Here is a 23,153-nt window from a genome sequence, read left to right as displayed (position 1 = left end):
ATTCTACTCCAAATCTATCCAATAGCGCTCAGTTTCATGGCGAATGTCCTTCAACTGGCCACCGTTGGCTAATATAACAGCTCGACTAGCAGGATTCTTGATACTACAAGTGACCAGAGCACGATGAATATTCTTGTCTTTAGCTACTTGTAAGCCTTGACGGAGTGATTCTTTCGCATAACCCTTTCCTCGTTTGGATGGACGGATAGAGTAGCCAATATGGCCCCCTTTTTCTAGTAAGTAGTCATTTAATCGGAGACGAAGGTTGAGGAAACCAAGAGCATGATCCGCTTCGTCAAAACTAACCAGCTGGATAGCAGGAACCCAGTTTTCAGGAATATTGAGTCCCGCTTCCGCTTGAATATTTTCTTTCAGCCACTCTTCATAAACAAAATTGTCGGGGTTCCAAAATCCACCATCATGAGCAGATTGCTCCCTTTCAAATTCAGCCATCATCTCTAAGATAGCTTCTTTATCTGTTTGACTCGGTCGGCGTAAGATCATATTATTTCTTCTTTCCAGCTTTTTTCAAAAGGGCTTGGACACGTGCTTTTTTATCGTTTTTGACGGTTGCATTTTTTTCGTGGTAACGTTCCACTTGTTGCATACCTTTATAATCTAATTGATATTTTCCCATTATATTCCTTTCTAAAAATGAAATAAGCAAAGCAGTTGGAAGGTATCATCCAGCTGCTTCTAGTTTATTATAATGTATTCTAGGTCTTATTAAAGGTGTTTACCTTCATATTTTATGGTTGAACCGTTCATGTGTTTGACCCGAGCAGAGATTTCTTTGTGGCGTCCTTTAACCATTGGGCGTGCCTGTGGGTTTCCTAGATAGCCGCAAGTACGTTTGACAACATCAACTGTTTTAGGATCTGTGTTGCCACAGTTAGGACACATGAATCCACGTTCTGTTGGGGTGAAGTCCCCTTCAAAGTCACACTTGTAGCATTTATCAATTGGAGTATTCGTTCCGAGGTAACCGACACGGTCATAAGCAAAGTCCCAGACAGCCTCGAGTGCCTTTGGATTTTGCTGGAGGACTGGATATTCGCAGTAATGGATGAATCCACCAGTTGCGCCAGCTTCTGGGTATGCTTTTTCGAATTCTAATTTTTCAAATGGTGTTGGATTTTTACGAACATCGTAGTGGAAAGAGTTGGTGTAATACTCTTTATCTGTGATATCAGTCACGACACCGAACTTTTCAGTATCCAAACGACAGAAACGATCCGTCAAACTCTCTGATGGTGTTGAATAAACAGAGAAATGATAATCATATTCGTCAGACCAACTTTCACAAGCATTTTTCATAGATTTAACGATATCTAACGTGAACGCTTTGGCTTCTGGATTAGTCTCCCAGTCACTACCATAAAAAACAGATGCTACTTCATAAAGCCCAATATAGCCAAGTGATACAGTTGCACGACGATGTTTGAAGAGTTGATCTACATTGTCGAATTTACCTAAACGTTGGCCAAATGCCCCATACTGATAAAGGATAGGTGCATTAGCAGGTGTAGCTTCTTTGACACGTTCAACTCGGTAGACGAGTGCATCTTTGGCAATTCCCATTCTTTCTTCAAAAATTTCCCAAAATTTGTCTTGGTCTCCCTTAGATTCTAGGGCAATTCTAGGAAGATTAAGGGTTACAACACCCAGATTCATTCGTCCAGAATTAACTTCAACACCATTTTCATCCTTCCACCCTTGTAGGAAGGAACGACATCCCATAGGAGCCTTAAAGGAACCTGTCAATTCAACGATTTTGTCATATGATAAGACATCTGGATACATACGCTTTGTTGCACATTCAAGAGCTAGTTGCTTAATATCGTAGTTAGGTGAGCTAGGCTCTAAGTTAAGTCCACGTTTTAAGGTAAAAATGAGTTTAGGGAAAATGGCTGTACGGTGTTCGGAGCCAAGTCCTAAAATACGAACTTGTAGGATAGCCTTTTGGATTTCACGCTCAAACCAGTTTGTCCCTAAACCGAAACCGAGAGAGGTAAAGGGAGTTTGTCCATTCGAAGTGAAAAGCGTATTAATCTCGTATTCAAGAGATTGCATAGCATCGTAGATATCTTTACGCGTTTTGGCGCGTGCATAGTCTTCACGTTTTTCTTCAGCTACCCACTCTTTAGCATCAGCTAAGTGTTTTTTGTAGTTAAGTTCTGCGTAAGGAGCTAAAAACTCATCGATACGGTCTGCAGTACAGCCACCATATTGACTAGAGGCAACATTTGCGATGATTTGTGAAATTTGTGCTGTTGCAGTTTGAATGGATTTAGGACTTTCAACTTCAGCGTTACCAATTTTAAAACCATTTGCCAACATGCCTTTGAAGTCAATCAAACAACAGTTGGTCATAGGTGTGTAAGGGCTGTAGTCTAAATCGTGGAAATGGATATCTCCCTTTTGATGAGCATTTGCTACGTGTGGAGGAAGCATCTTAAGTCCTACAGATTTTCCGACAATTCCTGCGGTTAAATCACGTTGCGTATTGTAAAGATCGCTATCTTTATTAGCATTTTCGTGAACAACAGCCTGGTCTTTATTAACAAGTTTACTAATGGTGAAATTGATGTCAGTAGCCTGAGAACGCTCAAAATCACGTTTGGTACGATAGTTGATATATTCTTGAGCGATAGCATATTCGTTAGCTTCGAGTAACTCGTGCTCTACTATGCTTTGGATTTCATATATTTTGATATTTTGAGTGAAGCGGTCATTGATTTCAGCAACAATACGGTTGGCAATTCCCTCCAACTTTGCTTCAATCAAGGGTGTGATAGGTGTAATAGCTTCACTTGCTTTTAGGATAGCCTCATATATTTTACTTGAATCAAAGACAACCATACGACCATCACGTTTGATGACTTTGATATCAGGGTTGATTGTAACCTTTTCTTTTTCTAATGTAATCATCTAAAAATCACCTCGCTACTAATTATAGCACTAGGCAAAAAAAAATCAATATATTGTGGTATATTTTTATCTCAACCACTATATATTGATTTTTTGACCTATTTTAGGACGTAAACAGTGTATCGTTCAACGCCTTTTACAGGGGCTTTTTTATAGTTTTTTGAAAGTGTAGATTTAACATCAGAAGGTAGTTGTGTATCTTGTTGGACAACGATATATTGTGCTGAATCTTGGATAATAGTATCTGAGAGAGCTTTCTGATGACTAGATTTAGCTGTGTTAAGTTCTGGAAGAACAAATTGTGAGGCTGCTTTACGACCGCTTTCCAAATAAATTTTTGCTGATGAATCGTAAACGTAGATAGTTTCATCCTTCTTAGTATTTTTAGCGAGGTAATTTGCAACAGTACTACGTTCAGTATTATTTCCTAAATTAAATAGGAATATAATGATTGGCATCGCGAAAGCAAATGCAAAGACTGCAATAGGTAAGAAGTAATTACGACTAAGGAAGATACCAAAAACTTTAAGTGTGTGAATCTGGTTACCATTACGACGTCGGTGAGAAGTTCGCTCTGCTCTCTTTTTAATAGCATCATCTAAAGAAAGTGCTGTCAAGACTAGACCATAAGGTACGATGTTGAGAATACTGTAAAGCCCAAAGCTTTGAGAGAACAAGCTGTAAACTACTGTAAAGATAAAACTAAGGAGTAGTACCCACTTGATGCTCTTATCTTTAGCATCGCCAAGAAGGTGGTTGCTTGTAGTCAGTGCACCAACAAGTAATCCAGAGCCTATAACAGCAAAACTTTGGTAAGCTAACGTAAGTAGAAAGTCATTTTTTTCTACAGCGAGTTGTGTAAAGTTGTAAACCAAAACTTGGTTAATATAGTCCGATGTAATTTGTAAATTTAGGATAAAGTAAAGACATAGATACAATACTAGAATGTTACCAAAAATAATACAAAGAACTTGATAAAAACCACGAGCAAAGTGTTTGTTGACAAGGTTGTAAACGAAGATTGTCACAAGTGACAATATCCAGAAAATAAGAGTTCGAGCTTCAAAAAGAGCTCCCGCAGTGCCAGCGAAGCCGTAAAGAATAAAGGCTTCATCACGACTGTGACCCGCAAAGTAACGAGTTAAGAAGAAGATGGCACCTAGGACAAAAGGCATAGCAAATTGGATAGGGTAGAGACCACCAAAACCAAGTGTTCCATTAGTGACATAGAAAATAATACTAATTAGAGTGGCAATTTCCTTCTTGTTTGTCATGTGCATGACAGTCTTGTAAAGGTAACTTCCAGAAAGATAGTAGGTAAGGAATTGAATAGGAATCAGCCAAAGAGTTGATCCTAAACGGAAAGCCAGAGAAACTAGTAAGTAATAAAAGAAGCCGCCTGTCGCAAAAAAGTCAGAGTAGGGTAAGCTACCATTGGCAAACATTTTTGCAATGTAAAGGTTTTGAGACTGTATATTATTGGCAAAGTCTGTAAAGCAGGGAACTGATATACTAAAAATACTCAAAATCAAACTGAGAATCAGGATATGGCCTCTATGCTTCCATGGAAGTGAAATCTTAGTTTTTTTCTCTATTTGAGACGAATTTGATTCTTCTGTATGTCCCTGAATTGTCACTTCAATCTTTTCGGATTGATTATCTTGTATATGAGATTGATGGTGGCTTCGATGATAACCTTGGTAGCCACTTGAATCTAAAGTATTGTCTTCGTTGTATGGACTCACAATTAAACTCCTTTGTTGACATTTGGATAGTTATAAATAAAAGGGTCTTATCCCCTAATTGTCTTATTTAAAGTATATCAGATAATACCATTTAGTCAATTTTCCTCTAATTTCTTACATTTAAGAAAAAAATATCTAAAAAAGAGACTGAGATACAATATCCCAATCTCTTTTTAACAAGTCATTTCTTTGCCTATGGCATTGATTATTTTTTAGTTTTCATCGATGAAGCTATTGAAAACTTCTTCAATCATATCCCATTCAGCATCTGAATCTTCAGGGATTGGTTGAAGGTCGCCTTCAGTACCGTCTTCATTTTCAGTGAATGAGTATGCTTGGATTTCAATTTCTCCATTAGCATCTTCTTCAGCACCAGCTGGTACCAAAAGAACATAGTTTTTACCAAATTCTTCGCGTCCATCAATAGTCAACAAGATTTCAAAAAGTGTTTCATTTCCTTGTTCGTCTACTAAAGTGATGACTTCATGATCATGGTTGTGGTCGTGATTGTGTGACATATTGTTCTCCTTTTTGTAGAGAGCACTGAATAGTGAGGAAATCTAGTATATTGCTTGGCAGTTTACTAGATTGTCACTTGACTATTAGGTCTCTATTACACTTTCTTAAAACATTCGATCGAGGTAGTTTTGTAGAATAAGTTGGGCAGCTAATTTATCAATAACTTTTTTACGTTTACCACGGCTGATATCTGCTTGTTCAACCAACATACGCTCGGCTTGAACAGTTGTCAAGCGTTCGTCTTGGTAATCTACAGGAATTCCAAAGATTTCCTTGATTTTGTAACCATAGGCTTTGCTTGCCTCAACACGTGGTCCTTCAGTGTTATTCATATTTTTAGGAAGACCAACAACAAATTTTTCTACCTTATATTCTTTAACGAGCTCGCCTAGTCGGTCGAAACCAAACTCTTCAGCCTCCTCGTCAATTTTAATAATTTCAACGCCTTGGGCTGTAAAACCGAGGGGATCACTAATCGCAACTCCTACTGTTTTTGAGCCAACATCAAGTCCCATTACTCGCATTAGAGGTCAATTCCATTTCCTTTAAGATAATAGCGAACGAGTTCTTCAACGATTTCATCACGTTCGTATTTACGAATCTGGTTACGGGCGTCATTATAACGCGGAACATAAGCAGGGTCACCGCTCAGAACATAACCGACGATTTGGTTGATAGGATTATAACCTTTCTCAGCTAACGAACGGTAGACATTTGTCAAAGTATTACTGATTTCATCTTTGCTACCGTCGTCTAGGTTGAAACGAACAGTTTCATCTGTAAATCCCATACTGACACCTTCTTTCTATAAGAATTATCTGTTAGTTCTTTATTATAACATAAGTATAGCCAAAAGGGAAAGACGATGAACAAAAAAAGAGACGACTGAAGCCATCTCTCTTAATATCCAATAAGATTAAACGCGTTCAACTTTACCAGATTTAAGCGCACGAGCTGAAGCCCAAACTTTTTTAGGTTTACCATCAACAAGGATAGTAACTTTTTGAAGGTTAGGTTTAACGGCACGTTTAGTTTTGTTCATAGCGTGTGAACGGTTGTTTCCAGAAACAGTTTTACGTCCTGTAAAGTAACATACTTTAGCCATTTCGTGTTTTCCTCCTAGGTAGAATTTATTACGGATGTGCTAGCACCACATACCAAAACATTCTATCATAAGAATTTAGGTTTGACAAGAACTATTTATAATTTCTTTTTATAACAAAATAGTATATGCTTATTATAATAAGAAAAAATCAGTTAAAAAAGGAGAGAAGATGCCAGATAATCTTGCTCTACGCATGCGTCCACGTACAATTTCAGAGGTGATTGGTCAGAAGCATTTGGTTGGTGAAGGTAAAATTATTCGCCGTATGGTAGAAGCGAATATGCTGTCGTCAATGATTCTCTACGGGCCACCAGGAATCGGGAAGACCTCAATAGCTAGTGCTATTGCAGGAACAACAAAATTTGCTTTTAGAACCTTTAATGCTACTGTTGATAGCAAGAAACGCCTACAGGAAATTGCGGAAGAGGCTAAATTTTCAGGTGGCTTAGTTCTGCTTCTAGATGAGATTCATCGTTTGGATAAAGCTAAACAAGACTTTTTATTGCCACTCTTAGAGAATGGTAATATTATCATGATTGGGGCTACAACGGAGAATCCGTTTTTTTCTGTCACACCAGCCATCCGTAGTCGTGTACAAATATTTGAGTTGGAACCACTCTCTAACGAGGATATTAAGGAAGCTATACTAGGTGTTCTAGAGGACAAGGAGCGTGGCTTTGACTTTGATGTCCAGTTAGATGAGGATGCTCTAGATTTTATTGCTACGGCTACTAATGGTGATTTACGTTCGGCTTATAATTCCTTAGATTTAGCTGTCATGTCGACGCCAGCTTCAGAAGATGGGTTTCGCCATATTACTTTAGATACAGTGGAAAATAGTTTACAACGTAGCTATATCACCATGGATAAAGACGGTGATGGACACTATGATGTACTTTCTGCTTTGCAAAAATCTATTCGAGGCTCTGATGTTAATGCCAGTCTTCACTATGCAGCACGTTTGGTTGAAGCAGGAGATCTCCCTAGTCTAGCACGACGCTTGACTGTGATTGCGTACGAGGATATTGGTTTAGCTAATCCTGATGCGCAAGTTCACACGGTTACAGCTTTGGAAGCTGCACAGAAAGTAGGTTTCCCAGAGGCGCGTATTTTGATTGCCAATGTAGTTGTTGACTTAGCTTTATCTCCTAAGTCGAATTCGGCTTATATGGCTATGGATGCTGCCTTGGCAGACCTTAGAAAATCAGGGAATTTACCTATTCCTCGTCATTTGAGAGATGGACACTATGCTGGAAGCAAGGAACTGGGCAATGCACAAGATTACAAGTATCCCCATGCTTATCCTGAAAAGTGGGTCAAACAACAATATCTTCCGGATAAATTAAGAGGTGTGAATTATTTCCAACCCAATGAAACCGGGAAATATGAAAGAGCTCTTGGAGCTAATAAAGAACGGATCGATAAGTTATCTAGGTAATACGAGAGGAATCAACGAAAACGATTGCAAAAAAATTGATTTTTCCTCTTGCAATAATTTTCAAAAGTGGTATTATAAAAACATAGAAATTGCTGTGGTATACGAATCCACATATAAGTGTTGACCGACTAATTTTTGTATTATCGGGAGACAGAGGTCTATTAACAGTGTGCAGGCTGGCTCACCCAGAAGCAACTGAAGTTAGTAGCGAGTCGCCCACCTGCTTTTTTACGTCGCGGGTTCAATACAAACGGTGGATCATCGGTACCAATACAGCATCCAGCCTCCTTAGCTCAGTTGGTAGAGCAGTGGACTCTTAATCCATGGGTCACAGGTTCGAGCCCTGTAGGGGGCATAGAAATACAGAAGAAAAAGCCTTGATTTAAAAGGCTTTTTTGCTTGTCTATAACTGATTTGCCCCATCATTTGCCCCATATTTTTTTATGAGCAATCTTTCCAGACATCTTTGATTTGATTAAATTCCTCAAAAATTTTCTCCTCTAAAGTGTGTCCATATACTTCTACTAACATTGAAATATCTCTATGCCCTAGAATTTTTGCAATAACCCCAAGGTCAAATCCTTTGTGCCAGAGGTAACTTCCATAGGTATGACGTGCTCCTTTTGTCGTGATAATTGGATAAATATCTAATTCATTTAAAAGAACACTCAAAGCTTTATTGACACTAGCAATATCTGGTACCATATGAATATATCCATAATGCTGAAAAATCATTTTATACCTGTTCTTGATACCTAGCTCTTTATTAGCCTTCTCTTGTTCAATTTTTAGGACTTGTAATATCTTAATACATTCTTCGTCTATCGGTACCATACGAATAGACGTTTTGTTTTTTGAAGGGACAAATTTATGAGAAAGGGTATTAAACCTTCTATATGTTTTTAACAGTCCTCTGTCAAAGTCAACTTCATTCCAAGTTAACGCTATTAACTCTCCAAACCTCATCCCTGTTTTTAATAGAAAATAGACGATATAAGGAACAATTGATCGTTGGTAATCAAATTTTCTCTTTACTGCTAAAAGTAAATCCAGATAGTCCTTTTCTGTATGCAAATATTTCTCTTCTGTCATCTGTTGTTCTTTGGATGAAAATAACTCGACATGTTGTGTAAAATCATCTATTAGAACTTTGTCTGCAATTGCCATTTGGATGCTCTGATGAATCCCAGTATTCAATCTACCAAGAAAATTTCTACCAACTGTTTGTCCATACTTATTCATAATTCTTTGGTATTCACTCGCACGAATTTGAGTGACTTTTTTATTTCCAAATAATCTTTCAATTGTGTTTTTACGGAGAAGATATTTTTTCTTTGTCTCTTCCGACCTACTACTCGGTAGAATTTTTAGTTCAAGCCATTCTTGATACAGATCTACAAGAGAAATATCTCTAGAAATTCTTTTTCCTAAACGAAGTTCTTGCAGAATCGGTTCAGCTTCTGACTCTGCAAGTTTTTTTGTTTTAAAACCGCTATTATGAACAACAGTTTTCCCTTCGCTACGAATTTCATAGGTCCATAAATTACTATCTCCTCGCTTTCGATAACGAACACTTGCCATATTACGCCACCTCAGTTCCTAGAATCTCATTTACAACACTTTTTGGAACAACCATCAAACGTTTGCGATTATAAAATGTATAGCCTCGTGAGACAAGTAATTCTCTTGCCTGATGAATGATATCATTCGCTGTATGAGGGCGATAGCCCATTTCAATTAATTCTTTGTTACTAATTAAATTATTGTCCATAGTTATCCTCCTTATTTATTTTCTAAATTCAGAAACTCGCCTACAAGTAGTTGTAATTCTGCATTTAATTTAGGGAGATTCTGTATTAATACTTCTTTTAATTCTTCCGCAAATTGGTTCGTTTCTTCTCTCAATAGTTTGCGGACTCTTGTTTTTTTCTTTTTGATGCTGTCTGATTTTAAATTTGGAAAAGCTAATGATAACAGTTCAGGATTGTTGAGAAAGATAATTGTAAAGGCTCTTTGATCCACTCGAATATGATCTAGCTTATAAAACCCGAAATTATCAAGTCTACTCATAATATCTTGGACCATCTCCTCACCAATCGCTTTGGTTCTGAGTTGGAACTCTAGTCTCCACCAAAACGGATTCACATCCAAATCTAGCTTCTCTTCTCGCTTGTGAGCAATGATTTCTTTATTCTTATCATATAACCTAACTTGTACATTACTACCGCTAGAACCCCAATATTTCGTCTCTAATTCGCCCCCTCGACCATAGAAGACCTTATGTGTAACACCACCTTTAATATGTTGCAAATTAACGATTTCAGGCCTGTTGAAAATGTCAAATGCCAAATCAAAACGAGACAAACGTACCGTCAATGAATTCAATCTGGCAAAGTACATTAATTGCCTCCATACTTTCATTCCATCAAATTCTTTTAAAGTGTTAGGATTGAAATCAATCCGAATCAATTGTTCACCTCCATAAGTGGATAATTGAAAAAATATAATATTGATTGAATCATACTCATTAAGATCCTTAGCTAAAGCAAAGACATCATCTCGCACGTTATCATGTATTTCAAATGCGTCAACTCTTGTACTTATTGCCTGTTTCAGATTTTTGAAAATTCGTCTTAGGGAACCAGTGTCTGTATCCCAGATAACCGTTAATCTATCAATACTGACATCTAGTCGCTGTACTAATTCTCCTACATCACATCGTTCTTGAATGCTTCTTAAATCTTGTAAAGAAACCAACAAAATTGTCCCCCCTTCTTTTAGATTTTTTAGGTCTCAGAAACACCGTCAAATCAACGTTTGCTCGTTCCGTCGTTCTTTGGACGTTGTCCTAAGTGTACCTTTTTGCTGGCTGTTAGAATAGCCAACTTTTGCTTGGCTAGAAATTGTCTGGACGGCAGTCTTCGGGACTTCGCCTGACTTCCCGTCAGGCTCGCCCTTGTCCTTGTCCACACAATTTCTAGCTCTAAGGCTTCGAATAGTCATAAGTCATCGTCTCATCCTCAACTTCCTCCTCACTCACTGTCCCTAAACTTACGAGCTATTTTTTGTATTATTTATAACTTATTTATAAGTTATAAATATATTTTATAAAAAATATTTTAAATAGTCAACTAAAAACTTGATTTGTAAGTTTATAGGTGATAAAATAAGTTAAAAATAAAAGAATAGGAGTTTTCCATGACCTTTATTATTCAAAATTTTGGACCCAATTTGGCACGCCTACGCATAGAAAAAGGAGTAAGTCAAACTCAACTAGCTGAAGATTTAGGAATTGGTAAACAGTCCATCTCTGATTACGAAAAACAAAAAAGCTATCCTACCTTTGCAAATTTGGATAAGATAGCAGAATATTTTAATGCAACTCCAACCCAACTCTTTGGAACGAGTAAAGAGATTGAGTTAGAAAAGAGTGTTCTTGAATCTAATGAATACTCTGATAAAGTAAGTGAGATTTTAAAAGCTGTCAAATACATCGAAGATTTTCTAGAAACTGATGGACAGTACTTAGAGGATTTACTTTACTTAACAAGAGGCAACCAACTATACACAGAAGATGGAGATGAGTTGTATATTGATCCAACTTCTCAGAAAAGAACACTTCATAACCAATATGAACCTGGTTTTATTGTAGCAAGGGATAAATCTCCACTAGAACTCTTAATTGAAAATAAGGAATTGTTTGATAAATAGAAAAAGCGAGGATAACCTCGCTTCAGATTGAAGTTAAAATCTTTAGAAGACACTTTTATAAGGACTTTGTCTTCAATCTGTGAAAAGGAGTGAAAACTCCTTTTCTTTTTGTAAGTCAGACTGAAACTTCCAAATTGTTTATTTATTTTATTGACATTTTCTATAAAAATAAGTACAATAGTTTTATTAGCAAACTATACTATACTATATAGAGGGTATTGAAATGAAATTTTCTAATCGTTTACTGCTATTCCTTGCAGGAGTTGTTTTTGTCCTTTTAGGACTTTTCCTATTTACAAACCCAGTAGCTAATCTTGTTGCTTACAGCTGGTGGATTTCATTTGGTTTACTGGTTTCTTCTATAGCAGCTATTTTAGGCTATTTCTCTGCACCAAAAGAGCTTCGCTCACCTGTTTATCTTTTCCAAGGATTTGTTAGTCTTCTCTTAGCTCTTTACCTCGTTGCTTATGGCTTTGTGACCCTGCCGGTCGTCATTCCGACCATTGTAGGAATTTGGTTAATTGTAGAAGCCATTATTGCTTTCTTTAAAGGCAATCGTCTAAGATTGATTTTCCCTATTATTGGTAGCAATATCATGTGGGTAGCCTTGCTTGAATTTTTACTAGGTCTAGTGATTCTGTTCAATCCAGTGGCTACAGGTGTCTTTGTCGTTTATGTCATTGCCTTTTCATTTTTAGTTACTGGCTTCACCTACATTATTGAGGCCTTTCGTAAATAGTCTAGTTGCTATTTCTATCGCATTCAAAAAAGCTGGGAAATCATATTCTCAGCTTTTTCGTCTCTTTAATTATCACTTTTTCGCATTCCATTCTGCGTAGAATTGCTCCAAGTATTCTTCCAAAAAGTGATGGCATAGTGCTCTAGCATTCGATAAGTTGCAATAATAACCGGTCGAGAACGGGGCATCGACTCAATCATACCGAAAATAAAAGAGCGAATGTTATCTGCAAAAAGAAAGCTTAGATTCTTTGCGATTTCAACAAAAAAAGCACTGTTTGTACTGATCCCAAAAAGTTAGACAAGTAATTTAAGTGAAGGATTTAGTTCTGTATTTCACAGGACTAATGTAAGTGGCTCATTTGGACTATCCTCCTGTTTTGTTTTGTCACTTACAGTATAGTCTTTTTAGGCTTTTCTTGTATTTTGAGTTTAACTAATGCATGTTCTTAAAATTTCCTAAGTCTACCAACAGCTCTATCCAAATCTTTTTTTAATCAAAATTTTAAAGTTGTCTAATTTATAGAATATAAGTTTTGTAATAAAACCTCAATCTCTTTGTAAAATATTGTATATTACATAAAAGATTATTGTATGCTATAATTCACCTTGTGTAGCAGTATTTTGTACTACTAAATATAGGAGATTTTATTCTATCTCTATAAAGTAATAAAGGAGTGTAAGCCCATGGAAAATGTTGTTGTCTCAATTTTTGATATTGAAAGTGAAGCCTTTCAGGCCTTTTCAGAATTAAAACAGTTTGGTCAAACTGAAAATACAAAATTAGCTCAGGCTTCAATTGTAAAAGCTGAAAATGGTGTTGTTAACGTCAAAGATAGCTTTGATTTGATGGATTCCCTAGGAGATGATTATTTCGAAGGCGGATTAATTGGTAGTTTAATCGGAATTTTAGGTGGACCACTAGGTGTTCTCTTTGGTTTTGCTGCTGGTGGAGCAATTGGCGCCTCCGTTGGTTCAGACAAAGAATTGGCCAATTCGGTATTAATTACAACCGTTAGTAATAAGTTGACAAATGGCGAAGTAGCTATTATTGCACTTGTACAAGAAAATGATGAATCTGTTTTAAATTCTATTTTTGAAAAGTATCAGGTTCACATTGCTAGGTGGGATGTCGCTACTGTTGCGGCAGAAATAGAGTCAGCTCTCAAAATTCAAGAAGATTTAGAGCATCAAGCTAAAGCTCGCTTAATTGCGGATAAAAAAGAAGCTCGTCGTGAAAAATTTGATAAATTGAAAGCTAATATTAAAGAGAAATTTTCGAAAAAAAATTAACAGACTGAAGAGACTGAGGTAATTAGGAATCGGTAAACAGTCCATCTCTGATTACGAAAAACAAAAAAGCTATCCTACCTTTGCAAATTTGGATAAGATAGCAGAATATTTTAATGCAACTCCAACCCAACTCTTTGGAACGAGTAAAGAGATTGAGTTAGAAAAGAGTGTTCTTGAATCTAATGAATACTCTGATAAAGTAAGTGAAATCTTAAAAGCTGTCAAATACATCGAGCATTTCCTACATACTGATGGACAGTACTTAGAGGATTTACTTTACCTAACAAGAGGCAACCAACTATACACAGAAGATGGAAAAGAGTTGTATATTGATCCAACTTCTCAGAAAAGAACACTTCATACCCAATATGAACCTGGTTTTATTGAAGCAAGAGATAAATCTCCACTAGAGCTCTTAATTGAAAATAAGGAGCTATTAGATTAAATAAAAAAAGCGAGGATATCCTCGCTTTTCTATTGTAAAATCTTATTCTTCATTATCAATCATCAAACACTCTGCCTGTGAGTTGGTACATGAGGTAAATGTGCTCCAAGGTTTTGACAATTCGCGTCACATGAAGTTATTTAAGCATCTCCTTTTCTCTCATTACCATTTTCTGTTATAATAAATTGTACTTCTAGAATAGAAAGGTCTTAAGATGGCAACTCTTATTAAGCATAAACGTGTAGAATTTTCAGAACTATTTTATGACCTAGTGTTTGTTTTTGCAATTTCAAAAGCAACTGCTTTAATTCACCCTATTCATAACGGTGTTTTGGCTTGGGACTCTTTACTTGATTTCTTCATCTCTGTCATGGTTATCATCAATTCCTGGATGATTCAAACCATTTATACCAATCGCTATGGAACAAACTCGTTATTTAACATGGTAATCATGTTTATCAACATGGGACTTATGCTCTTTATATCCAATATGATTGGATACAATTGGCAACAATGGTACTATCATACCTGTTGGGCTGTTGGCACATTAACCCTTACCTTATTTTTTCAATATTTGGTTCAGTTTTTTAGAGGATCAACCGATAGTGCTGATCGGGAAAGTATCAAAGGTTTTCTATGGTTGACAGGTCTACAAAGCTTAGGAGTCTATCTGGCAGCTCTTTTTCCTATTTACGTTGGAGTCTATATCTTTATTGCTAGTATTCTGCTAACATTTATTGTGCCAATTTTCTTGATTACTAAAGATGAGCATTTCCAAGTAAATCTTCCCCATTTAATCGAGCGCGTCTCCCTTCTTGTCATTATTACGTTTGGAGAGATGGTTATTGGGCTAGTTAACTTCTTTACAGTTGAGAATTTCTCGATATATTCGGTTCTTAATTTCGTTATCATGCTTTCTCTGTTCTTGTTTTATTTTGGTGAATTTGACCATGCTATTGACGAAGGATCCAATCAAAAGGGATTATTTATAATTTATAGTCACTATCCTATTTTCATTGGGCTTATGTTGATGACAGTTTCGATGGGTTTTCTTCTGAATCCTGAGGCTAATCTTCTCGTTGCAATCAGCTTCTTTTATATCGGAATTGGCCTCTTCCAAGCTGCTGTCCTAGCAAATGGGCCCTATAACAAAAACTATCTTCGCTATTCGAGAAGTTACTACTGTGCTCAAGCGACACTCTATCTGGCTGCCTTGATTCTCTCTTTGGTTTTCGCTTCGAATCCTACAATAGTGCTGAGTATTGCAACCATCTTCGCTCTAGCTATAGCCATTCATTTTATTTATTTTTATGTGACACAGAATAAAAAATATTCCAAATCTAACTGGGGGTTCTTTTAATGAGTTTATAACATAAAAAAGCTTTGGGAACCAAGGCTTTTTTTTCATTAATTTGTTTTTCCATTTTATCCTCCGATTTGAACTCGCACTGACATTTATTTATAACAACACTATATATCTAGTATGGCATAATCATTAGGTATTATAGATTTTCAAACCAAATGTGAGTCATTCGTTTTTGCCCCACTTTTGCCCCATTTTTAAATCCTGACATTGAAAACACCTAAAAGTATTTCCCTAAAATCAGCTATATTTCAACATTTTTGTTTATTTTCAATATGAAAAGTTCTTACAAATTCATGTAGGGGGTATCTTAATATCGGAAAGAGACTTGCTTATAAGTCTCTTTTTTATTTTTCTAAGAAAGAACTCACTTTAAACAGAACTTTACATGCTTGTTTGTCTAAACGAGAGTTGTTCCCAATGATAATTTCTTCTAAATATATGCTTTGTGTTATGATAATAGTCAAGAAACAGAAATGAAAAAGGAGACATGAGTTGAAAATTGCAATCATTGGCTATAGTGGTTCTGGAAAGTCGACTTTGGCAAATTTTTTAGGTCAACACTACAATTGTGAGGTACTTCATTTAGATAAAATTCATTTCACATCAAATTGGCAAGAGCGAACAGTTGATGAAATGACCGGCAATATATCAACATTTATGCTACAAAGTGATTGGATTATTGAAGGGAATTACTCGGCCTGTCTTTATGAAGAACGTATGAGAGAAGCTGACTGTATTGTCTATTTCAACTTTAACAGAGTTAATTGCCTCTATCGGGCATTTAGGCGTTATTTAACATATAGGGGAAAGACACGTCCTAGCATGGCAGAAGGCTGTAATGAAAAATTTGATTTTGCATTTGTGAAATGGATTTTATTAGACGGACGTTCTAAAAAATATGTAGAGCGATATAATGCAGTTGTTAAAAATTATTCTGACAAGACAATTATTTTAAAGAATCAAAGGCAGTTAAATGATTATATGAAGCAGGTTAAATAGCTGATAGTTATACATAAGAAGCAAGGTTAAAAAGATATAGTAAATAACTAGTTGCAATCTTAGCTATAACTGTCAGAATATTTTGTAAGAAGTGCTTTCAACGTTGAACAAATAGACTTTTTTCTGCTATAATAAACTGTAACGCAAAACTTGTGGGTGAAATTCCCACCGTGAAGTTTTTCAAGAAAGGTGGGGACAGCCTCGTAAAGGTGGAGCTGTCCGTTATCAAAATAATATGACATCAGTAGTTGTTGTGGGTACCCAGTGGGGTGATGAAGGTAAAGGGAAAATTACAGATTTCCTAAGTCAAGATGCCGAAGTGATCGCACGTTATCAAGGTGGAGACAATGCAGGTCACACGATTGTTATCGATGGTAAGAAATTTAAATTGCACTTGATTCCATCAGGTATTTTCTTCCCAGAGAAAATCTCTGTTATCGGGAACGGTGTAGTGGTCAATCCTAAATCACTTGTCAAAGAGTTGGAATATCTTCATGCAGAAGGTGTGTCAACAGAGAGCCTTCGTATTTCTGACCGCGCACACGTTATTTTGCCGTACCATATTAAACTTGATCAACTGCAAGAAGCCGCCAAAGGTGACAATAAGATTGGTACAACTAACAAAGGTATTGGTCCTGCCTATATGGATAAGGCTGCGCGTGTAGGTATCCGTATTGCAGACCTTTTGGACAAAGAAATTTTTGCTGATCGTTTGAAAACGAACTTAGCTGAGAAAAACCGTCTTTTCAGTAAGATGTATGAAGCTGAAGAATTATCATTCGATGAGATTTTTGAAGAATACTACGCTTACGGACAACAAATTAAGCAATATGTCACAGATACATCCGTTATCTTGAATGATGCTCTTGATGCAGGTAAACGTGTCCTCTTTGAAGGAGCTCAAGGGGTTATGCTTGATATTGACCAAGGTACTTACCCATTTGTAACGTCATCAAACCCAGTTGCGGGTGGTGTTACAATCGGTTCTGGTGTTGGTCCATCTAAAATTAATAAGGTAGTTGGTGTATGTAAGGCCTATACGAGTCGTGTTGGTGATGGTCCTTTCCCAACTGAGTTATTTGATGAAGTGGGTGAACGCATCCGTGAAGTTGGTCATGAATATGGAACAACAACTGGACGTCCACGTCGTGTAGGATGGTTTGACTCAGTGGTGATGCGCCATAGCCGTCGTGTATCAGGTATCACAAACCTCAGCTTGAACTGTATCGATGTTCTCTCAGGTCTTGACACTGTAAAAATTTGTGTAGCTTATGACCTTGATGGTGAGCGTATTGATCACTACCCAGCTAGTCTTGAGCAACTGAAACGTTGCAAACCAATCTATGAAGAATTGCCAGGTTGGGAAGAAGACATCACAGGTTGCCGTAGTTTAGATGAGCTTCCTGAAAATGCTCGTAATTATGTTCGTCGTGTTGGTGAATTGGTAGGTGTACGTATCTCTACTTTCTCTGTAGGACCAGGACGTGAACAAACAAACATCCTTGAAAGTGTTTGGTCAAATATCTAAAGCCAACAAAAAGAGAATCTAGGAAACTAGGTTCTCTTTTCTCACGCCTTAAATATATAGATTAATAGGAATATTGCAACTGTTAAAAAAGGTTACTAATTTTTCGATATGATTAGGAAAGAAACCTTTCTATTTGATTAGTTTTTCGGTATAATATGGATTGATTAAATGAAAATTAATGAGAACCTACTTTCATGATTTAAAAGTGTGTTCATAATTTTGACGAAGAAAATAAGTGAGCAGATCTTTTAATAGTTTGGGGCAAGAGGTGAATAATGAATAAGATTGTATTTGTTTGTCTGGGGAATATTTGTCGTAGCCCAATGGCAGAATTTGTGATGAAAGAGCTGGACCAAGAAAAGTCTTTGCATATCGAAAGTCGCGCGACATCTTCATGGGAGCATGGAAATCCAGTTCATCAAGGAACCCAAAAGATTTTAAGGAAATATGCTATTTCTTTTGACTCTTCCAAGGGCTCACAACAGATTAGTCAGGCCGATTTTGAGTTCTTTGATTTAGTTGTGGGAATGGATGAGTCAAATGTTGAGGATCTTCTACAGATATCTGCAGGGCGTTATGACGATAAAATCAAGCTTTTCAGACCTGGTGGAGTTCCGGACCCATGGTATACAGGTGACTTTGAAGAAACATACAAATTGGTAACTGCAGGTTGTCGAGATTGGTTACAGTGGATTAAGGATAGACAATGAATTTTAAACAACTAAAGGATTTTGATTTTAAAAATATTGATATTGACCGAAATCAATTTGAGCGTATCACAGTAGGGGTTATTATTTTATGTGCCCTGTCCTTGTTTTTGGTGACTATAAAAACGCAACATTCTATCAAGATTGATGGGACTAAGATTACCTATAAAGGTCAGATGCAGAACCACCGTTTGAATGGTCAAGGAACTTTGACCTATGACAATGGTGATACCTACACAGGAGAATTTAAGAATGGTTCCTTTAATGGTCAAGGAACCTTCAAATCTCATGAGGGTTGGATTTATCAAGGTGAGTTCAAGTCTGGCCAAGCCGATGGCCAAGGAAAATTGACTACTGAAAATAAGGTTACCTACAAAGGGAAATTTAAACAGGGGATTTTTAAAGGATGAGAATTAACTGGTTTTCTTATATTCGTGTGACAGGACTATTTTTGGTTCTGATCTATCATTTCTTCCCAAGTGTTCTTCCTGGGGGCTTCATCGGTGTTGATGTCTTCTTTACCTTCTCAGGGTATTTGATTACAGCGCTTTTGATCGATGAGGTATCTCGGACGCATCGCATTGATTACCTTGGTTTTATGCGACGACGCTTCTACCGGATAGTACCGCCACTTGTGTTGATGGTGCTTATCTGTACCCCTTTGGCACTCTTGGTTCGAAATGATTTTATTGCAGGTATTGGACGTCAAATTACCTCTGTTATCGGTTTTGTAACTAACTATTATGAGATTCTGACTGGAGGAAATTACGAGAACCAGTTTAACCAGCATATTTACCTCCATACATGGAGTCTGGCTATTGAGGTTCACTATTATATTCTTTGGGGTGCCTTGCTTTGGTTCCTAGCTAAGCGTGTCAAACACCAAAATCAATTTAGAGGCCTAGTCTTTATGGTATCTCTTGCCTGCTTTATGGTGAGCTTCCTATCAATGTTTATTAGTGCTTTCTTTGTTGATAGTTTTTCTCGCTTATATTTCTCATCAATTACGCATGCCTATCCATTCTTCCTAGGTTCTCTCTTTGCGACACTTTCAGGTGTGTATGAAACGACCGCTAGGTTCAAGAAAAATATACGTCTTTGGACTCTGAAAAAGACAGTCCTTTATATGGCAGGAAGTTTTGCCTTGCTCGTATTGTTGGGCTTAGTCCTTCATTTTGAGGAACGCATCACCTACCTATTTGGTTTTGTTTTGGCTAGTTTGTTCACGGCTGTTATGATTTACTCTGCCCGTGTCCTCCATGAGAAATTGCCTGGAAAATCAGAGCCTGCTCTTATTAGTTATCTGGCAGAAATCAGCTATAGTGTCTATCTTTTTCACTGGCCACTATATATTATCTTTAGTCAATTGACCAATAATATTATTGCAGTCATTCTGACAACGATTCTGTCAATTGTTTTTGCGACACTTTCCTACTATATAATAGAGCCATTTATTGCAGGAAGAAAGGCCAGTCTCTTTGGAATAGACTTAGACTTGACGCCGTACCGACATATTGTGCTTTATGTATTTAGTGGTCTTACCTTAATTACAGTGCTTATTTCTCTCTTTGCGCCGGCTGTAGGGAACTTTGAGAAAGATTTAGAAGCTAATGGGTTGTCGCAAGCTCAGACTAAAATGAAATTAACGCGTACAAATGCGGAGAACAGTCAGGCTACTTCATTTGGTGTGAATAAGGGAGTGACAGTTTTAGGGGACTCCGTAGCTCTTAGATCAAAAGATCAGCTGGAATCAAGTATTGATAATGTCGCTATAGATGCAGTAGTCAGTCGTAACCTATCAACAATCAACGATTTGCTTAAAGATTACGCGGATAGTAATGCTCTTGCTAAGGATGTTGTCATTGCTGGTGGTGTTAATGAGATTGACGACTATAAAGGCGTTATTAATAAAATCATCAAGAATTTACCTAAGGGTCACCATATTATCTTTGTAACACCATATAATGGAAGTAAATCTGGTAACGAGGCTCAATCTTTGCTTCAGTTACGTAAGTATGAGTTAGAGATGGCGGAGAAATATGACTTTGTGACAGTTGCTGACTGGTATCAAGTGGCTAAAGAAAATATTTCTATCTGGAATGGTACAGATGGGGTTCACTTTGGATCTGATAGCGACTCAATTAACCGTGGCGCTAAACTCTATACTAAGACAATTAAAGAAGCTATAGAGAAAGCTGATAAGGCACCAGTTAAGGGTGGTAAGAAATAATTAAGAGAGAAGACAAGTCTTGTCTTCTTTTTTATGGACAAATTTTGACTGCATTTTTTGTTTTGTGCTAAAATAAGCCTATGGCAAGAATATTAGATAATGATTTACTAGGAGATGAAGAGTATGTTGAGCGTACCCTTCGTCCTCAGTACTTTAAGGAATATATTGGTCAAGATAAGGTTAAAGACCAATTAAAGATTTTTATAGAGGCAGCTAAACTTCGTGATGAAGCACTAGATCATACTCTTTTGTTTGGTCCTCCAGGTTTGGGGAAAACAACCATGGCTTTTGTGATAGCTAATGAGATGGGCGTTAATTTAAAGCAGACGTCTGGGCCAGCAATTGAAAAGGCTGGTGATTTAGTTGCCATACTCAATGACTTGGAGCCAGGTGATATCTTATTTATTGATGAGATTCACCGGATGCCTATGGCAGTGGAAGAAGTTCTTTATAGTGCTATGGAAGATTACTACATTGATATCATGATTGGTGCAGGCGAAACAAGTCGTAGTGTCCATCTAGAGTTACCACCTTTCACATTAGTAGGTGCAACTACTCGAGCAGGTATGTTGTCAAATCCATTGAGGGCTCGCTTTGGGATTAATGGTCATATGGAATATTATGAGCTACCAGATTTGAAGGAAATTATTGAACGTACTTCAGAAATCTTTGACATGACTATAACACCTGAAGCTGCTCTAGAGCTAGCACGTCGTAGCCGTGGGACGCCTCGTATTGCTAACCGCCTACTTAAGCGCGTGAGAGACTATGCACAAATTATGGGTGATGGCATCATTGATGATAAGATTGCAGACAAGGCGTTGACTATGTTGGATGTGGACCATGAAGGACTAGATTATGTCGACCAAAAAATTCTCCGCACCATGATTGAAATGTATGGTGGGGGACCGGTTGGTCTAGGTACCTTGTCGGTGAATATTGCAGAAGAGCGAGAAACGGTAGAAGATATGTATGAACCCTACCTAATTCAAAAAGGATTCATTATGCGTACACGAACAGGTCGTGTTGCAACGGTTAAAGCCTATGAACATATGGGGTACGACTACACTCAAGAAAGTTGATAAAAAATCCATCGAAGATGGATTTTTTTGTTTAGGCAAAAAATAAAATAAAGAAAAAGAAAAAAACTAAAAAAATCCCTTGCAATGAGTAGGTTCTTTTGTTATTATATTATGGTGCTGTAAATACAGCGCTTAGCTATGATACAAGAGGTTGCGACACGCCTGGTTGCACTGCCACGCAATCCGTGTTGGTTTTCTTGAGGAGCTAGCCTATTATCTTAAATAGACGAAAGAGGAGAAAAAATGGCAAACAAAAAAATTCGTATCCGTTTGAAAGCTTACGAACACCGTACGCTTGATACAGCGGCTGAAAAAATCGTAGAAACTGCAACTCGCACAGGTGCGACAGTTGCTGGGCCAGTTCCACTTCCAACTGAACGTAGTCTCTACACAATTATTCGTGCGACTCACAAATATAAAGATTCTCGCGAACAATTTGAAATGCGTACACACAAACGTCTTATCGACATCATCAACCCAACTCAAAAAACAGTTGACGCTTTGATGAAACTTGATCTTCCAAGTGGTGTGAACGTAGAAATCAAACTTTAATTTAAAGCTTGATTCATTGAGCATAAAAAACGCTCGTTAAAAACTTTTTTGAGCATAAAAAACGCTCATAAAAAACTTTTTGAAAAAACAATAAAGTAAAGGAAATATTTTCTCATGACAAAAGGAATCTTAGGGAAAAAAGTGGGAATGACTCAAATCTTCACTGAAGCAGGTGAATTTATCCCTGTTACTGTCATCGAAGCTACTCCAAACGTTGTGCTTCAAGTTAAAACTGTTGAAACAGACGGTTACGAAGCAGTTCAAGTTGGTTTTGACGACAAACGCGAAGTATTGAGCAACAAACCTGCCAAAGGCCACGTAGCGAAAGCTAACACAGCTCCTAAGCGCTTCATTCGTGAATTCAAAAACATTGAAGGCTTGGAAGTTGGATCAGAAATCACTGTTGACACATTCGAAGCTGGAGATGTTGTTGACGTAACTGGTACTTCAAAAGGTAAAGGTTTCCAAGGTGTTATCAAACGCCACGGTCAATCACGCGGACCTATGGCTCACGGTTCTCGTTACCACCGTCGTCCAGGTTCAATGGGACCTGTTGCGCCTAACCGTGTTTTCAAAAACAAACACTTGGCAGGACGTATGGGTGGCAACCGTGTGACAATTCAAAACCTTGAAGTTGTACAAGTTATCCCAGAGAAAAACGTTATCCTTATCAAAGGTAACGTACCAGGTGCTAAGAAATCTCTTATCACTATCAAATCAGCAGTTAAAGCTGCTAAATAATAAGAAAGGAGAAATCAGTTAAA

The 23,153-nt window shown here is 37.2% G+C and carries 25 protein-coding genes, 1 tRNA gene and 1 other RNA gene; 16 read left to right on the top strand and 11 right to left on the bottom strand.

The window, feature by feature from the left end; translation table 11 throughout:
• Positions 1 to 3: 3 nt before the first annotated feature.
• From ACT170_RS07910 to rpmB, 8 genes are all read right to left on the bottom strand, one after another.
• On the bottom strand, positions 4 to 504 hold the full coding sequence (locus ACT170_RS07910) for a GNAT family N-acetyltransferase (RefSeq protein ID WP_444818186.1): 501 nt from the start codon (positions 502 to 504) through the stop codon (positions 4 to 6).
• Position 505: 1 nt separating this feature from the next.
• Positions 506 to 637 carry a hypothetical protein gene (locus ACT170_RS07905; protein ID WP_002885877.1) on the bottom strand — a complete coding sequence of 44 codons (132 nt, stop codon included), beginning with the start codon at positions 635 to 637 and terminating at the stop codon, positions 506 to 508.
• Between the two features lie 89 nt (positions 638 to 726).
• A complete protein-coding gene (gene nrdD / locus ACT170_RS07900) occupies positions 727 to 2,931 on the bottom strand; it encodes an anaerobic ribonucleoside-triphosphate reductase (RefSeq protein ID WP_002885751.1) in 2,205 nt (734 codons plus the stop codon).
• Positions 2,932 to 3,029: 98 nt separating this feature from the next.
• Positions 3,030 to 4,676, bottom strand: a complete 1,647-nt coding sequence (locus ACT170_RS07895) for a hypothetical protein (RefSeq protein ID WP_038676894.1) — start codon at positions 4,674 to 4,676, stop codon at positions 3,030 to 3,032.
• A 212-nt stretch (positions 4,677 to 4,888) separates the two neighbouring features.
• Complete coding sequence (locus tag ACT170_RS07890) at positions 4,889 to 5,194, bottom strand: DUF1292 domain-containing protein (protein WP_002887079.1); 306 nt, start codon at positions 5,192 to 5,194, stop codon at positions 4,889 to 4,891.
• A gap of 105 nt (positions 5,195 to 5,299) precedes the next feature.
• Positions 5,300 to 5,719 carry a Holliday junction resolvase RuvX gene (gene ruvX, locus ACT170_RS07885; RefSeq protein ID WP_022496180.1) on the bottom strand — a complete coding sequence of 140 codons (420 nt, stop codon included), beginning with the start codon at positions 5,717 to 5,719 and terminating at the stop codon, positions 5,300 to 5,302.
• The gene (locus ACT170_RS07880; RefSeq protein WP_002885737.1) at positions 5,719 to 5,985 is read right to left on the bottom strand and encodes an IreB family regulatory phosphoprotein; all 267 of its coding nucleotides are present in this window, start codon (positions 5,983 to 5,985) and stop codon (positions 5,719 to 5,721) included. Before ACT170_RS07880 ends, ruvX begins: the two co-directional genes overlap by 1 nt.
• Positions 5,986 to 6,111: 126 nt before the next feature.
• On the bottom strand, positions 6,112 to 6,300 hold the full coding sequence (gene rpmB / locus ACT170_RS07875) for a 50S ribosomal protein L28 (protein WP_002885786.1): 189 nt from the start codon (positions 6,298 to 6,300) through the stop codon (positions 6,112 to 6,114).
• 169 nt (positions 6,301 to 6,469) lie between these two features.
• On the opposite strand from rpmB, the gene ACT170_RS07870 reads away from it, so the two are divergent.
• The 3 genes from ACT170_RS07870 (at position 6,470) to ACT170_RS07860 (ending at position 8,093) form a co-directional block, all read left to right on the top strand.
• The gene (locus ACT170_RS07870; protein ID WP_410536698.1) at positions 6,470 to 7,738 is read left to right on the top strand and encodes a replication-associated recombination protein A; all 1,269 of its coding nucleotides are present in this window, start codon (positions 6,470 to 6,472) and stop codon (positions 7,736 to 7,738) included.
• An 86-nt stretch (positions 7,739 to 7,824) separates the two neighbouring features.
• A non-coding RNA gene (ssrS, locus tag ACT170_RS07865) (6S RNA) lies at positions 7,825 to 8,019 on the top strand.
• 1 nt (position 8,020) lies between these two features.
• Positions 8,021 to 8,093 (top strand) — tRNA-Lys (locus ACT170_RS07860).
• An 86-nt stretch (positions 8,094 to 8,179) separates the two neighbouring features.
• On the opposite strand, the gene ACT170_RS07855 is transcribed toward ACT170_RS07860, so the two are convergent.
• Genes ACT170_RS07855 through ACT170_RS07845 form a run of 3 tightly spaced genes read right to left on the bottom strand, consistent with a single transcriptional unit; the run spans position 8,180 to position 10,498 of the window.
• Positions 8,180 to 9,319, bottom strand: coding sequence for a tyrosine-type recombinase/integrase (locus ACT170_RS07855; RefSeq protein WP_444818185.1), 1,140 nt, complete (start codon positions 9,317 to 9,319; stop codon positions 8,180 to 8,182).
• Between the two features lies 1 nt (position 9,320).
• Positions 9,321 to 9,509 carry a DUF3173 domain-containing protein gene (locus tag ACT170_RS07850; RefSeq protein ID WP_000369785.1) on the bottom strand — a complete coding sequence of 63 codons (189 nt, stop codon included), beginning with the start codon at positions 9,507 to 9,509 and terminating at the stop codon, positions 9,321 to 9,323.
• 11 nt (positions 9,510 to 9,520) lie between these two features.
• Positions 9,521 to 10,498, bottom strand: coding sequence for a hypothetical protein (locus ACT170_RS07845; RefSeq protein WP_002927018.1), 978 nt, complete (start codon positions 10,496 to 10,498; stop codon positions 9,521 to 9,523).
• 438 nt (positions 10,499 to 10,936) lie between these two features.
• Between ACT170_RS07845 and ACT170_RS07840 the strand changes: the two genes are divergently transcribed.
• From ACT170_RS07840 to rplC, 13 genes are all read left to right on the top strand, one after another.
• On the top strand, positions 10,937 to 11,449 hold the full coding sequence (locus ACT170_RS07840; RefSeq protein WP_002919839.1) for a helix-turn-helix domain-containing protein: 513 nt from the start codon (positions 10,937 to 10,939) through the stop codon (positions 11,447 to 11,449).
• 223 nt (positions 11,450 to 11,672) lie between these two features.
• Positions 11,673 to 12,188, top strand: a complete 516-nt coding sequence (locus ACT170_RS07835) for an HdeD family acid-resistance protein (protein ID WP_003004261.1) — start codon at positions 11,673 to 11,675, stop codon at positions 12,186 to 12,188.
• Between the two features lie 686 nt (positions 12,189 to 12,874).
• The gene (locus ACT170_RS07830; RefSeq protein ID WP_002916827.1) at positions 12,875 to 13,480 is read left to right on the top strand and encodes a DUF1269 domain-containing protein; all 606 of its coding nucleotides are present in this window, start codon (positions 12,875 to 12,877) and stop codon (positions 13,478 to 13,480) included.
• Positions 13,481 to 13,508: 28 nt separating this feature from the next.
• Positions 13,509 to 13,925, top strand: coding sequence for a helix-turn-helix domain-containing protein (locus tag ACT170_RS07825; RefSeq protein WP_071788307.1), 417 nt, complete (start codon positions 13,509 to 13,511; stop codon positions 13,923 to 13,925).
• A gap of 214 nt (positions 13,926 to 14,139) precedes the next feature.
• Positions 14,140 to 15,285: a low temperature requirement protein A gene (locus tag ACT170_RS07820; RefSeq protein ID WP_021152654.1), complete on the top strand. Its 1,146-nt coding sequence runs from the start codon at positions 14,140 to 14,142 to the stop codon at positions 15,283 to 15,285.
• Positions 15,286 to 15,783: 498 nt separating this feature from the next.
• Positions 15,784 to 16,290 (top strand): DNA topology modulation protein, encoded by a 507-nt coding sequence (locus ACT170_RS07815; protein ID WP_049528623.1) that lies wholly within the window; start codon positions 15,784 to 15,786, stop codon positions 16,288 to 16,290.
• Between the two features lie 235 nt (positions 16,291 to 16,525).
• The gene (locus ACT170_RS07810; RefSeq protein ID WP_014632520.1) at positions 16,526 to 17,818 is read left to right on the top strand and encodes an adenylosuccinate synthase; all 1,293 of its coding nucleotides are present in this window, start codon (positions 16,526 to 16,528) and stop codon (positions 17,816 to 17,818) included.
• A 275-nt stretch (positions 17,819 to 18,093) separates the two neighbouring features.
• The gene (locus ACT170_RS07805) at positions 18,094 to 18,528 is read left to right on the top strand and encodes a low molecular weight protein-tyrosine-phosphatase (RefSeq protein ID WP_014635146.1); all 435 of its coding nucleotides are present in this window, start codon (positions 18,094 to 18,096) and stop codon (positions 18,526 to 18,528) included.
• Positions 18,525 to 18,935, top strand: a complete 411-nt coding sequence (locus tag ACT170_RS07800) for a membrane protein (RefSeq protein ID WP_002885750.1) — start codon at positions 18,525 to 18,527, stop codon at positions 18,933 to 18,935. Before ACT170_RS07805 ends, ACT170_RS07800 begins: the two co-directional genes overlap by 4 nt.
• The gene (locus ACT170_RS07795; protein WP_038676887.1) at positions 18,932 to 20,755 is read left to right on the top strand and encodes an acyltransferase family protein; all 1,824 of its coding nucleotides are present in this window, start codon (positions 18,932 to 18,934) and stop codon (positions 20,753 to 20,755) included. The genes ACT170_RS07800 and ACT170_RS07795 overlap by 4 nt, the downstream gene beginning before the upstream one ends.
• An 80-nt stretch (positions 20,756 to 20,835) precedes the next feature.
• Positions 20,836 to 21,837, top strand: a complete 1,002-nt coding sequence (ruvB, locus tag ACT170_RS07790; protein WP_002887068.1) for a Holliday junction branch migration DNA helicase RuvB — start codon at positions 20,836 to 20,838, stop codon at positions 21,835 to 21,837.
• A 243-nt stretch (positions 21,838 to 22,080) separates the two neighbouring features.
• The gene (rpsJ, locus tag ACT170_RS07785; protein ID WP_002885653.1) at positions 22,081 to 22,389 is read left to right on the top strand and encodes a 30S ribosomal protein S10; all 309 of its coding nucleotides are present in this window, start codon (positions 22,081 to 22,083) and stop codon (positions 22,387 to 22,389) included.
• Between the two features lie 114 nt (positions 22,390 to 22,503).
• Positions 22,504 to 23,130, top strand: coding sequence for a 50S ribosomal protein L3 (rplC, locus tag ACT170_RS07780; RefSeq protein WP_002885755.1), 627 nt, complete (start codon positions 22,504 to 22,506; stop codon positions 23,128 to 23,130).
• The last annotated feature ends 23 nt before the right edge of the window (positions 23,131 to 23,153 follow it).

It is taken from the genome of Streptococcus sp. cx1 (genome assembly GCF_052384325.1).
Lineage (GTDB): Bacteria > Bacillota > Bacilli > Lactobacillales > Streptococcaceae > Streptococcus > Streptococcus salivarius_G.
This window is presented reverse-complemented; position numbering and strand designations above follow the sequence as displayed.